The organism is Halomonas sp. THAF12 (assembly GCF_009363675.1).
GTDB classification, from domain to species: domain Bacteria; phylum Pseudomonadota; class Gammaproteobacteria; order Pseudomonadales; family Halomonadaceae; genus Halomonas; species Halomonas smyrnensis.
In genome coordinates this window covers 374,122-386,929 of sequence record NZ_CP045399.1, presented here as the reverse complement: position 1 = coordinate 386,929, position 12,808 = coordinate 374,122, and the positions used below count along the sequence as shown (strand labels likewise).

Genomic DNA, 12,808 nt, shown 5'->3' with positions numbered 1-12,808 from the left:
CGAGGGGTTTTTGGCCATGGGTGAAGTGACCCTCGCCGAACGGGCTGGCCATGGATGGCCAGCACCGGTCCTGTAAGCGGAGCAGGACGCGAGCGCGCCGCAGGGCCAAAGTAGCGCCCATGGAAGGGTTCATAGCGCCCTCGCTCGACTTGGCGCCGGAATAGCTCATCGCTGCGCAGGGGGCCTTCATCCATCGCGCTGGCGAAGCCGGCGTCGGGCCCGCCGGGCCAGCCACTCCGAGGCCACCAGCGAGACCATGGCGATGACCACCGACAGCGCACACAGCCGCGCCGCCGCGCCTTCCTGACCGGGGGTCTGGATCAGCGTGTAGAGCGCCAGCGGCAGGGTGCGGGTCTCGCCGGGAATGTTGGCGGCGAAGGTGATGGTGGCACCGAACTCCGACAGCGCCCGGGCGAAGGCCAGCACGGTGCCGGTCAGGAGCCCCGGCAGCGCCAGCGGCAGGGTGATGGTGAACAGCACCCGCAGGCGGCCGGCGCCCAGGGTGCTGGCCGCGGCCTCCAGGTCGACGTCCACCGCCTCCAGCGACAGCCGCACGGCCCGCACCAAGAGCGGGAAGGCCATCACCCCGCCGGCCACCGCCGCGCCCTGCCAGCTGAAGGGCAGGCTCACCGCGAACCACTCGTTCAGCCACCGGCCCAGCCAGCCCTGGCGGCCCAGCGACAGCAGCAGCAGATAGCCGACCACCACCGGCGGCAGCACCAGCGGCAGGTGCAGCACGCCGTCGAGCAGCGCCTTGCCGCGGAACTCGCGGCGCGCCATCAGCCACGCCAGGGCGATGCCCGGCACCAGGATCCAGGCCACCGCGGTGCCCGCCACGCGCAGGCTGATCAGGATGGCCTCGACCTCCACCGGCGACAGCATCGACTAGCCCTCGGCGCCGTCGGCGGCCGGCTCGGCGCCGGCGGCGTCGAAACCGAAGCGGGTGAAGATGGCCCGGGCCTCGGCGCCGCCCAGCCAGGCGCGGAAGACCTCGGCGGCGTCATCGGCCGGCGGGTCGATCAGCGCCACCGGATAGCGGATCGCCGGGTGGCTGTCGCGAGGGAACCGGCCCAGCTCGTGCACCCGGTCGCTGGCCAGGGCGTCGGTGCGATAGACGATGCCCAGCGGCGCCTCGCCGCGCTCGACCAGCGCCAGGGCGGCGCGCACGTTGTCGGCCCGGGCCAGGCGCGGGGCCAGCGCCTCCCACTCGCCGAGGGACTCGAGCGCCTGGCGGGCGTAGATGCCGGCCGGCACGTGGTCGGGATCGCCCACCGACAGGCGTTCGCCGTCGGCCAGCAGCGCGCCGAGCGGCGTGCCCTTGCCGGGGGTGAAGGACGCCGGCTCGTCGGCGGCGGCGATCAGCGACAGGCGATTCTGCAGCAGGTCGGCCCGCTCGGCGAGTTCGATGCCCTGCTCGCCCAGCCAGTCCATCCACTGCTCGTTGGCGGAGAAATAGAGGTCGGCCGGCGCGCCCCGGGCGACCTGGCGCGCCGCGGTGGACGAGGAGGCATAGACCGGCACCACGTCGACGTCGTGGCTCGCTTCGAAGCGCGCGATGGCGCTGTCCAGGGCATCGGTGAGCGAGGCGGCGGCGAAGATGTGCACCTTGGCGTCGGGCTCGGCCCGGGCCGGCACGACGGCGGCGCCCAGCGCCAGGACGAGGCCGGCGCCGAGGACGCGCAGCGGATGACGAGCGGTGCACGACGGCATGAAGACTCCCGTTATGTCTTGCTGGAAACAACGGAACGTTAGCGCTCGATGAACGCCCGGGCAAGCACGAAGACACGCGCACAGAAGGCCGGGGGCAGGTCGAAGCGAGGGTCCTACGCCATGGGTGAGAAGCACTGCTTCGAACGGGCTGGCCATGGATGGCCAGCACAGGTCCTGCAAGCGGAGCAGGACGCGTGAGCGAAGCAGGCGCCCAGGGAAGGGGGCACAGCGCCCTCCGAAACCTGTCGACGGCCGCCTATGCCTCCCCCGCCATCAGCGCGAGCAGCGCCCGGGCATCGTCGCAGGCCTCGGGGTCGAGGCGGCGCTCGATCGCCCGGTAGCGCGCCAGCAGCTCCTCGCCCAGCGACGTGAGCTCGGCCCCGCCGCGGGTGCTGCCGCCGGTGCTGGTGGCGATCACCTCGCTCGGGAAGTGGCGATTCATGGTCTCGATCAGCTGCCAGGCCTTCTTGTAGCTCATGTTCAGCGCACGGCTGGCCGCGGTGATCGAGCCCTCCCGGGCGATCGCCGCCAGCAGGTCGATCTTGCCGGGCCCCAGCACCACGTCGCGGTCGGCGACCAGCCGCAGCTGGAAGGTGGGGCGTTCATGGCGGGTTCGGGTCATCGGCGTGTCCTCGTCGGCAAGAGCGGCATAGCGACATCGTGCGGCGCAGCTCAGGTCGCCAGCCGCCACCAGTCGGGCAGCAGGGCGAGATTCTCGGCCCGGGCGAAGCGGTCGTCCATCAGCACCACCACGCCGCGGTCATCGGGGCCGCGGATCACCCGGCCGGCGGCCTGCACCACCTTGATCATGCCGGGCACCCGGTAGGCGTAGTCGAAGCCGCGGCCGAAGCGCGTCTCCAGCCGCGCCTCCAGCGCCGCATGGTAGGCGTCGAAGGGCGGCAGGCCGAGGCTCGCCACGAAGGCGCCCACCAGCCGCTCGCCGGGCAGGTCGATGCCCTCGGCGAAGGCGCCGCCAAGCACCGCGAAGGCGATGCCGGTCTCGCCGGGCGCAAAGCCGGCCAGGAAGGCCTCGCGCTCGTCTTCCTTCATGCCGCGCCGCTGGGCGCGCACCGGGATCTCGGGGCATTCCTCGCGGAAGCGCGAAAGCGCCGCCTCCAGATAGGCGAAGCTGCTGAAGAAGGCCAGGTAGTGGCCGGGGCGGCGCCGGTACTGGCCGGCCAGCTCGGCGACGATGGGCGAAAGCGACGCCTCGCGATCGCGCAGCCGGGTCGAGACGTCGCGGCGCAGCCGCACCTCCAGCTGCTCGGCGACGAAGGGCGCGGGCACGCTGCGGATGACGGTATCGTCGGGCAGGCCCAGCAGGTCGCGATGATAGCCCGGCGGGCTCAGGGTCGCCGAGAACAGCACCGCACAGCGGGCGGCGCGGAAGCGCGGCGCCAGGAAGTCCGCCGGCACCAGGTTGCGGATCGAAAGCCTGGCCCGGCCGCGGCCGTGGCGCTCGAGCTCGCACAGCGAGTGCTCGCCGAAGGTCTCGGCGCGCCGGGCGAAGGCCAGCGCCTCGAACAGGAACTCCTGCAGCGCCGGATCGGCCCCGGCGGGATGCTCGCCCAGGTAGTCGGTGATCGCCGCCACCGCCTGCTGCAGGGCGCCGAGCAGCCCGCCCGGCACCTCGTCCAGCGCCTGCCACTCCCGCTCCTCGGCCTCGCGCAGCAGGTCCTGCCAGCGCCGCGCGAGCCGCGACAGCGGCCTCGACAGCGCCGGCGGCGCGCCCTTGCGCAGCCGGTTGAGCCGGCGCTGATCCAGCCCCGCGCTGTACATGCCGCGGGCCCGGTCGACCAGGTTATGGGCCTCGTCCACCAGCACGCCGAGCCGCGTACCCTCGGCCTGGGCCAGGCCGTGGATCAGGGCGCCGTCGTCGAAGTAGTGATTGACGTCGCCGACCAGCACGTCGGCCCAGCGGGCCAGCTCCTGGCCCAGGTAGTAGGGGCAGACGCCGTGCTCGAGGGCCAGCGCGCGCAGCGACGCGCGATCCCAGAAGCCGCGGGCCACGGCGTCGCGGCGCGCCGCCGGCAGCCGATCAAAGAAGCCCTGGGCGAGCGGGCAGGATTCTCCGTGGCAGGCGCGATCGGGATGCTCGCAGGCCTTGTCGCGCGCCACCAGCTCGAGCACCCGCAGCGGCAGTCGCTCGGAGTCGCGGTCGGCGCCCAGGTCCGTCAGGGCGTCCAGCGCCAGCCGCCGCCCCGGGGTCTTCATGGTCAGAAACGCCAGCCGGTCGAGGCCCTGGCGGGGCATGGCGGCGAGCAGCGGATAGAGGGTACCCAGCGTCTTGCCGATGCCGGTGGGCGCCTCGGCCAGCAGGCAGCGGCCGGTGGCGGCGGCGCGGTAGGCGTCTTCGGCCAGGGTCCGCTGGCCGGGGCGAAAGTCGCCGTGGGGGAAGGCCAGCGCGCCGAGGGCCGCGTCCCGCGCCGCGCGATGCCGGGCCTCCTGATCGGCCCAGGCCGCGTAGGCCCGGGCGTGGGCCTCGAGCCGCGCCCACAGCTCGGCGGCACTGGCCTCCCGGGTCAGCACGGTCTCGCGGCCGGTGGCAATATCCAGGTAGACCAGCGCCAGGGTGATCGACTCAAGGCCGCGCTCGGCGCACAGCAGCGCCCCGTAGGCCTCCGCCTGGGCCCAGTGCAGGGCGCGCTGGTTGGCGGCCATGCGCTCGAGGCTGCCGCGATGGGTCTTGATCTCCTCCAGGCGCTTGGCCGCGGGGTCGAAGCCGTCGGCGCGGCCGCACACGGTCAGGCCGGCGACGTCGGCGGACAGCGCCACCTCGGCTTCAAAGCCGTCGCCGCGCCGGCTTTGCACCCGGGCGTGGCCCTCGATGCCCTCCCGGGCGCTCGGCGCCGGGGTGAAGCGATGGTCCAGGTCGCCCTCGCGGGCGGTGAACTCGCACAGCGCCCGGACGGCGACGCGCCGGCCCGCCTCGCTCACGCGCCCTCCCATCTCACGTGGCAGACCGCCACCGGGATGTCATGGGCGTGGAAGAAGGCCAGCCAGCGGCGCTGGTTGTCCTGCAGCCGGTCGCCGGGGCCCTTGACCTCGATCAGCCGATAGCCGACGCCGCCTTCTCCTTGCTCATCCTCGGGGAAGAACTGGATCAGATCGGGCAGCCCGGCGCGATTGGCCCGCGGGTCGTCGAGCAGCCGCTCGAACAGGGCACGCAGATGCGCCGGCGGGATGGCGGCCAGGGCGCGCTGGAGGAGCGCCTCGTCGAGCGCCCCCCAGTGCACGAAGGGCGAGGCCAGGCCCTGCTTCTCGCCGAAGCGTGTGCGGACGGTCTCGCGATGGCGGCCGTCGTCGAGCTCGGCCAGGCAGGCGTCGAACAGGTCGCGGCGTCGGGCCACGAAGTCCTCGCGGTGGAGATCGGCGGGCCCGGTGTGGAAGGGGTGGAAGAAGGCGCCGGGCAGCGGCGCGAAGATCGCGTCCCAGCACAGCAGGCCGAACAGCCCGGTGATCAGGGCGTTCTCCACAAAGTGCACCGGCGCCTGGGGCGTGGCCAGGTGCTCGGCCACCGCGCGCTCGACGCCGCCGGGAGACGCTGAAAGCACCAGGTCGAGCCGTTCGGGCACGGGCTCCGGCTCGTGGGGCGGCGATGGCAGACCCAGCTTGCGGCACAGCCGCGGGTGCAGCCGGGCCAGCGCCTGGCGCTCGGCCTCGTCCACCGGTTCGGCCGCCTCGATCAGCCGATGGGCCAGGGCGAACTCGCCGCGTCGCTCGAGCAGGCGCAGCCGGCGCACGCGCGCCTCGCCGAGGCCGGCGGCGGCATAGGCGTCGAGCGCCGCCTCGGCCTCGCCCCTTCGCTCGGCCTCGCGGCCCAGCTTCAGCAGCAGCCGCGAGCGGCGGGCGGCCAGCCAGGCGTTGTCGGGCGCCGGCGGCACCTCGACGGCCAGCGCCGCCGGGCACTCGCCGTCGTCGAGGCGCTCGCGCAGCCGGTGCAGGGCCAGGTAGGCGTCGACCTCGTCGCGACGCTGGAAGGCGCGGGACTCCGGACCGAAGGGCACGCTCTCGAAGCGCTGCAGGCCGAGCTCGGCGAGCACGAACTCCGCCCAGTCCTGGCGCAGGTTGCCGAAGAACATCAGCCTGAGCCGATCGCAGCGCTCCATCAGGGTCAGGCGCACCACGCGATCCGGGGCCGATGGCCACCAGTCCTCCAGTCGCCGGGGCTCGAGCCCGCGCTCGGCCAGGGCCGCGTGCAGCGCGCCCTTGGCCACGCTTTTCGGCAGGCCGGCCGCGGCGATCTCGTCGGCGAAGGCCCGCCTGAGCTCGGCCAGGCGCAGCTGGCGAAACAGCTCGCCGAGGGAAAGCGGAGGCGCGGCCTCGACCCAGCCGGCCTCGATCAGCGGGCCGAGGGCGGCATCGGCGTCGCCGATCTCGTCGTAGGCCAGTCGCGAGACGCGAAAGTGCTCGCCCTTGCGCATCACCATGCGCACCAGCAGCGCCCGGGAGGCCCGGGGCAGGGTCGGGAAGTCGGCGAGGAAGGCGCGCTCGGGCTCGGAGAGCAGGTCCGCGTGGCGCGCGGCCACCCAGTCCAGCACGCACTGGAAGTTCGCCAGGTAGTAGAAGGGGTCGTCCAGGGAGGCCGTGAGCACGGCGGCGGACGTGGCGCTGTTCATGGTCGCCATGGTATCAGCCTCGCGCCGGCGGGTGAGCCCCGTCGGCACTCAGCCCTTGCCCTTCTCGGGCAGCCGAAGAGTCAGGGTGTCGCCGCGCATCTGCAGATCGAAGCGGCCGAGGAAGCTCATGCCCAAGAGCACCGTGTCGCCCTCGAGGCCCGGCACGACGGAGCCCTGGACGTCGCGGGCGACCAGCCCACCGAGGCGCACCTCGTCGAGGGCCGTCAGGTGGCCGCGCACCCGGCCGTTGGCGGTGGAGAAGCTGGCCGAGCCGTGCCGCGGCAGGTCGAGGCGCTCGGCCAGGTCGGCGGGCACGGCCACCTGGGTGGCGCCGGTGTCGAGCAGCATGGTCACCGGCTCGCCGTTGAGGCGCCCGGTGGCGACGAAGTGGCCGTTGGCGTTGCGCGCGAGCGTCAGCGGGCCGCCATCCAGCGACTCGGCGAGGTTGGCGTTGGGGTTCTCCCGCGCCTCGAACCAGCCCTGGAACCACCAGGTGCCGAGCCCGATCAGCAGCGCCCAGAAGGCCAGCATCATGCCCAGCCCCGCACGCCTCACGCCACCGCCCTGCTCGCTCATTCACCGCCCTCCCGTCGTCCGGCGCCCATCATGACACTGGACGCCCGCCGGCGCCCATGCTGGGATGAGACCCTTCGTTCACCCTCAAGGAGCGATCATGAGCGACGCCTCTGCCGATGCCCAGCCCACCGACGCCCTGTCCGCCGAGGCCCTCGAGGCCGGCACGATCTACCGGCTGTTCTCCGGCGCCATCGCCCCGCGCCCCATCGCCTGGGTGGCCACCGTCGACGCCGAGGGGCGCGCCAACCTGGCGCCCTTCTCGTTCTTCAACGTGGCCAGCGTCAATCCGCCGGTGCTGGCCTTCTCGCCGCTGCTCAACGGCGAGGGCAAGGCCAAGGACACCCTTCAGAACCTCGACGAGGTCGGCGAATGCGTGATCCACGTCGGCAGCGAGGCGCTGGCCGAGGCGCTGAACGCCACCAGCGCCAGCCTGCCCCGCGGCGAGGACGAGTTCGACCACGCCGGGCTGGCCAAGGCGCCGATGGGCGAGCTCAGGGTACCGCGCATCGCCGCGTCGCCGATCGCCTTCGGCTGCCGGCTGCGCGAGGTGATCCGCTTCGGCGACAGCCCGCTGGCCGGCAACCTGGTGCTCGCCGAGGTGGTCGCGGTGCACGCCGAGCCCGAGGTCTGGGACGGCCGCCACGTGGATATCGAGACGCTGCGCCCGGTCGGCCGCATGGCCGGCTCGGATTACAGCCGCACCACCGACCTGTTCGCCCTCGAACGCCCCGCCTGAAGACGAAGTACGGCTACAAGCAAGATCATCCTTGCCGGGGCAAGCTTGCGCGAGGGCGCTATGAACCCATCCTTGGGCGCTACTTTGGCCCTGCGGCGCTTTCGCGTCCTGCTCCGCTTGCAGGACCGGTGCTGGCCATCCATGGCCAGCCCGTTCGGCGAGGGTCGCCTCACCCATGGCCAAAAACCCCTCGCTCCAGCTTGCCCCGGCATACCCCACACTAGCTGGAGTGGGATATGCCGGAACCGTTGCGGGCTTCCCACTCTCTCGCCGCCCGCATGCCTCTGTGCTGATCGACGAACAGGCAGATCAGGATGGCGACGATGAACAGCCCCGCACACAGCAGGATCGAGGCCTGTAAGCCGACCACCGACTGCAGCAACCCCAGGGCGACGATGCCCACCACCCCCGCGAGCTTGTTGGCCAGGCCCCAGAAGCCGAAGAACTCGGCGGCCTTGCGGCTCGGCGAAAACAGCCCCACCAGGGCACGGCTGGCGGACTGACTCGAGCCCAGGCTGAGGCCCGCCAGGCAGCCGACCAGCAGGAACAGGTGCTGGGCCTGCCAGTCGAGGCCCAGCGCGGCGTTCAGCCAGGCGGTGAGCGCGGGCGTGGCCCAGATCGCCAGGATCGCCGCCACCCACAGCACCAGGGTGATCAGGTAGGTCCCCCGGGTGCCGATGCGGTCCTGGATCGCGCCGAAGCCGATCGCCCCGGCGGCGGCGGTGATCTGCACGATGATGAACATCAGGTTGCGCACCGACTCGTCCCAGCCGATCACCTGGGCGCCGTAGATGAAGGCGAAGGCGATGATGATGTAGACCCCGGCCATGGAGAACAGCAGCGACACCAGGAAGATGGCCAGGTCGCGGAAGCGTCGCAGCTCGTGGAGGGTGGTCGAGACCCGCCGCCAGGCGATCGTGCGGTAGGACAGGCCGCTGTTCTGAGGCGTGCCGCGCTCCTTCACCCACAGGAAGGTGGGAATGGCGGTGACCAGGAAGAAGCCGGCGGCGAAGGGCCCGACCCAGCGGATGCGCTCGAAGTTCTCGGCGCTGGCCTCGCCCAGCACCACCAGGGTGAAGCCGGCCGCGAACAGCCCGCCGACGTAGCCCAGCGCCCAGCCGAAGCCGGAGATGCGGCCGAGCGACTCCGGCGGCCCGAGCCCCGGCAGGAAGGCGGCGATGAAGGACTCGCCCATGGAGTAGGCGTAGTTCGAGACCACGATCAGGATCAGCCCCAGCCACACGTGGCCCGGGGCGACGAAGTAGAGCAGCGCCGTGGCGACGATGGTGACCACGTAGCTGGCGAACAGGAAGCGCTTCTTCTCCGCCCGGTAGTCCATCACCGCCCCGCACAGCGGCCCGGTGATCACCACCAGCAGATAGCTGATCGCCAGCGCCAGGCTCCACAGGAAGTTGGCAAGCCGGTAGCCGTCGCCGCGGTCGCCGACGATCACCGTGGTGAACAGCTCGCCGAACACCACGGTGATGATCAGCAGGGTGTAGGCCTGGTTGGCGAAGTCGAACATCGCCCAGCCCAGGATCTCCTTGCGCGAGGCCCGGGGCGTCGCGGGCGCGTCGGCGGTGGTCACGCTCATGGCGGGGCATCCCTGTCGCGAAAGAGGCCAAGATAGCAGCCGCGCCTCTCGCCGACCATCGAGGACGCCCCCTATCCCCGCTACACCAGATCCCGCGGAATCGTCTCGTCCCAGGTGCGGGCGAAGATGCGCGTCTCGCCCTCCCAGGCGTCCAGGGTGGCGCGCAGGCGGAAGCTGTCCGGGTCGCTGGTCATCAGCGTGCGGGTCAGGGTGCGCACCTCCCAGTCGCCGCGCCGGAAGGTGCGTTCCCATTCGGTCCAGCCGCTGACGCTGTCGTAGCTGCCGTAGGAGTAGCGGTAGCGCTCGGTGACCCGCCCGGCGATCTCCAGGTCGATGGCGTCGAGCCGGTAGCGGCCCTCGTCGTTGATCACCTCGAGGGTGGTCTGGTCGTTGGCCAGGTCGCGGATCACCCGCCAGCTCTCCTGGGTGGGCTGGATCAGGGTCTTGGCGATCGGCGGCGCGCCCTCGGGCTCGAGGAAGGCCGGCAGCGCCGCCTCCTCCTCGGTCTGCGGCGCGCGCACCGGCAGCATCAAACGGCTGCGCCCGGGGCACAGGGTCAGGGTGACCGGCCGCGGCGCCGGCCAGGCCAGCGGCCAGTAGCTGGTGGACAGCGACAGCCGGATCGCGTGCCCGGCCGGGAACTGCTGGGCGATGTGCTTGAGCGCCACCGTCACCCGATAGCGCCGGCCGGGCTCCAGCGGCTCGGGATGCTCGTCGCTGTCGCGATGGGTCAGGTTCAAGAGGCCGTAGGACACCCGGGTGGCCTTGTCGTCCTCGGCGACGTCGATCAGCCGCAGCGCCACCATGGCCACCGGCCGGTCGGCCTCGAGCTCCAGCTCGACCGTGGGCTGGCCGCAGATCTCGATCGCCTCCTCCAGCCGCGGCGTCTGGAACACCAGGCAGCCGCCGTCCTCGTCGCGCTGATCGTGGGGCAGGTCCGGCGGCGCGTTGTAGGAGCACCACTTGCCGGCGTAGAGCCCCACCGAGAGCGGCGAGCGCAGCGTCATCACCTCGTCGTCCCCCGCCGCGTCCGGCGCCTCGGGCAGCAGGTCGTGGCCCACGCTCAAGCGGAACGATGCCGGCACGATGCGCGGCGACGGCCAGCTCGGCTCGGCCACCCAGCGCCCCGGTCGCTCGGCGTAGCGCGCCGAGGGCGGCACCGACTCCTGCATCCACACCCGCAGCATCGGCTCGTCCATGATCCCGGTGTCACGCCCCTTGAGCCACTGGTCCCACCAGCGCAACGATTCCTGCAGGAAACCGATGGCCGGCCCCGGCACGCCCAGGTGCGGATACTTGTGCGACCAGGGGCCGACCAGCCCCTTGCGCGGCACCTCGAGCCCCGCCAGCAGGCGGAAGACGGCGTTGCAGTAGCCGTCGGCCCAGCCGCTGATGGCGTACACCGGGCAGCGGATGGCGGCGAAGTCCTCGCACACCGAGCCGTGTTTCCAGTAGTGGTCGCGGCGCTGGTGCTCGAGCCACTGGGCCAGCCACAGGCCGCTGCCGTCGAGGCGCTCGAGCCACATGTCGCGCCAGCGGTCGCCGACCAGCGCCGGGTCCGGCGGGCAGGCGTTGCCGTCGAACATGGTCGAGGCCCAGGACAGGTTGTCGCCCAGCAGGCAGCCGCCCATGTGGTGGATGTCGTCGGCGTAGCGGTCGTCGGTGGAGCACAGGGTGATCACCGCCTTGAGCGCCGGCGGCCGCAGGGCGGCGATCTGAAGGCCGTTGAAGCCGCCCCAGGAGATGCCGATCATGCCGACCTCGCCGCTGCACCAGGGCTGGGCGACCAGCCACTCGATGATCGCCACGCCATCGGCCAGCTCCTCGGGCAGGTACTCGTCGGTGAGCACGCCATCGGACTCGCCGGTGCCGCGGATGTCGACCCGCACCCCCGCATAGCCGTGGCCGGCCCAGTAGGAATGGCTCTGGACGTCGCGGGCGGCGGTGAGGTCGCGCTTGCGATAGGGCAGGTACTCGAGGATCGCCGGCACCGGGTGCTCCTCGGCGTCCAGCGGCCGCCAGATGCGGGCCGCCAGGCGCGTGCCGTCGGCCATGGGAATCCAGGTTTCCTGCTCCTGAACCCTGCGGGAAAAGTCCTCGACGATGCGCATCCTGCTGCCCTCCTTCTTCAGCCCACGATGTCTTCGAACTCGAAATTCAGCCGCGCCGCCAGGCGCTCGTAGTGCTCCAGCAGCCGCTCGGCGCCGTCGGCGCCCATCCAGACATGCGCCAGCGCGAAGCTGTAGCTGTCCTGCTCCGGCAGGGTCGACAGCCGCTGGCCGGGCGCCACCTGCAGGTGGATCACCGTGCCCGGGAAATCCGCCTCCAGGGCGGCGATCTCCTCGTCGCTCGGCACCCTGACGGCCACGGCATCGACGAAGAACACCCGATAGAAGAACTTGGCGGCCACCGCGAACTCGCCCCGGCGATGCGGCATGCCGGGCCGCCGGCCCAGCGCCAGGTCGACGGCGACCTGCTGGTGGCTGGCGCCGTCGACCTTCTCGAACAGGTCGCAGTGCGACTGCGACAGCCGGGTGTTGATCTCGAGCAGCCAGATGCGGTCCTGCACCTCGTCCCAGAAGAACTCGATGTTGAACGCCGAGTTGTCGAAGCCGATGTGGCGCATCACCCGCTCGGTCAGCTCGCGCATGATGGCCTGGACGGCCTCGGGCAGCCCGGACGGATAGCGGTAGTGGAAGAAGCTCAGCACCTGGGGATAGCGCAGCGAGTCGACGATGCCGTAGCTGACCACCTCGCCCTCGAAGACGTAGCCCTCCACGGTGCACTGCCAGCCGCCGATGATCGCCTCGGCCATGCAGAAGTGGCCTTCCACGGCGGCGATCTCGCCCGGCAGCCGGGCCTGCTCGAGCACGGTGTTGAAGGGATCGGCGATCAGGCCGATCTCGGCGCGGAGGCGCTCGATGGCATGGTAGAAGTCTTCCGGGGTGTCGATGCGAAAGCCCAGCCGCGAGCCGGAGGACTTGATCGGCTTGACGAAGAACGGGAAGTGGAGCCCCTGCTCGCCGATGCGCGTCAGGGCCTCGTCGTCGAAGGGATCGAAGGCGGTGAAGGCCGGGATGTGCGCCGCGATGACCTCCTGCTGCACCCGCCGGCTCCAGTACTTGTGCTCGCACTTGAGCAGGCTCGACAGCGTCGGCGAGCGGGTGCCGAAGCGCTCGCAGAGGATCGGCAGCATGGTCGAGACGGGGAAGTCCATGTAGCCGACGATGGCGTCCACCGTGCCGTCGAAGGCCTCCAGCTGGGCGGTGGACTCGTCGAGCATGGCGGCGATGTCGAAGACCTCGGTGTCGTAGACCGCCTCGGGGGCGATGACGCCGTGGAAGCGGCAGTCCTCCGCCCCCTTCAGGCCCTCGAGCCGCTGACGATTGAAGTCGTCCAGCCCCACCACGAAGACGTTGCGTACTGCGGTGTTCATGATCGCTCCCTGCCGCCCGACGTCGGCGCCACGGGCCGATCCCGGGCGCCGTCACGGCGACGCGAACATCACTCCTGCAGCATAGTCCAGCCGGCGACGCCTCAGACGCCGCGCGCTCGCCTCGATGGCCTCGAGGG

At 71.8% G+C, this 12,808-nt stretch carries 10 protein-coding genes; 1 reads left to right on the top strand and 9 read right to left on the bottom strand.

Annotated elements, in window-relative coordinates:
* Positions 1 to 186: 186 nt before the first annotated feature.
* From modB to FIU88_RS01710, 6 genes are all read right to left on the bottom strand, one after another.
* A complete protein-coding gene (gene modB / locus FIU88_RS01735) occupies positions 187 to 882 on the bottom strand; it encodes a molybdate ABC transporter permease subunit (protein ID WP_152477957.1) in 696 nt (231 codons plus the stop codon).
* Positions 883 to 885: 3 nt separating this feature from the next.
* A complete protein-coding gene (gene modA / locus FIU88_RS01730; RefSeq protein ID WP_152477956.1) occupies positions 886 to 1,710 on the bottom strand; it encodes a molybdate ABC transporter substrate-binding protein in 825 nt (274 codons plus the stop codon).
* Positions 1,711 to 1,966: 256 nt separating this feature from the next.
* Entirely contained in the window at positions 1,967 to 2,332 is a 366-nt protein-coding gene (locus FIU88_RS01725) for a winged helix-turn-helix domain-containing protein (protein WP_152477955.1), read from the bottom strand.
* 50 nt (positions 2,333 to 2,382) lie between these two features.
* On the bottom strand, positions 2,383 to 4,659 hold the full coding sequence (locus tag FIU88_RS01720) for an ATP-dependent DNA helicase (RefSeq protein ID WP_152477954.1): 2,277 nt from the start codon (positions 4,657 to 4,659) through the stop codon (positions 2,383 to 2,385).
* Entirely contained in the window at positions 4,644 to 6,329 is a 1,686-nt protein-coding gene (locus tag FIU88_RS01715) for a VRR-NUC domain-containing protein (protein ID WP_172977742.1), read from the bottom strand. The genes FIU88_RS01720 and FIU88_RS01715 overlap by 16 nt, the downstream gene beginning before the upstream one ends.
* A 48-nt stretch (positions 6,330 to 6,377) precedes the next feature.
* Positions 6,378 to 6,905 carry a TIGR02281 family clan AA aspartic protease gene (locus FIU88_RS01710; RefSeq protein WP_016855235.1) on the bottom strand — a complete coding sequence of 176 codons (528 nt, stop codon included), beginning with the start codon at positions 6,903 to 6,905 and terminating at the stop codon, positions 6,378 to 6,380.
* 97 nt (positions 6,906 to 7,002) lie between these two features.
* On the opposite strand from FIU88_RS01710, the gene FIU88_RS01705 reads away from it, so the two are divergent.
* Complete coding sequence (locus FIU88_RS01705) at positions 7,003 to 7,641, top strand: flavin reductase family protein (protein WP_172977636.1); 639 nt, start codon at positions 7,003 to 7,005, stop codon at positions 7,639 to 7,641.
* A gap of 220 nt (positions 7,642 to 7,861) precedes the next feature.
* Here FIU88_RS01705 and FIU88_RS01700 read toward each other — a convergent pair whose 3' ends face one another.
* The 3 genes from FIU88_RS01700 to FIU88_RS01690 form a co-directional block, all read right to left on the bottom strand.
* Positions 7,862 to 9,235 carry an MFS transporter gene (locus tag FIU88_RS01700; protein WP_152477952.1) on the bottom strand — a complete coding sequence of 458 codons (1,374 nt, stop codon included), beginning with the start codon at positions 9,233 to 9,235 and terminating at the stop codon, positions 7,862 to 7,864.
* 80 nt (positions 9,236 to 9,315) lie between these two features.
* Complete coding sequence (locus FIU88_RS01695; protein ID WP_152477951.1) at positions 9,316 to 11,346, bottom strand: CocE/NonD family hydrolase; 2,031 nt, start codon at positions 11,344 to 11,346, stop codon at positions 9,316 to 9,318.
* Between the two features lie 17 nt (positions 11,347 to 11,363).
* Positions 11,364 to 12,671: an ATP-grasp domain-containing protein gene (locus tag FIU88_RS01690; RefSeq protein ID WP_152477950.1), complete on the bottom strand. Its 1,308-nt coding sequence runs from the start codon at positions 12,669 to 12,671 to the stop codon at positions 11,364 to 11,366.
* Between the last annotated feature and the right edge of the window lie 137 nt (positions 12,672 to 12,808).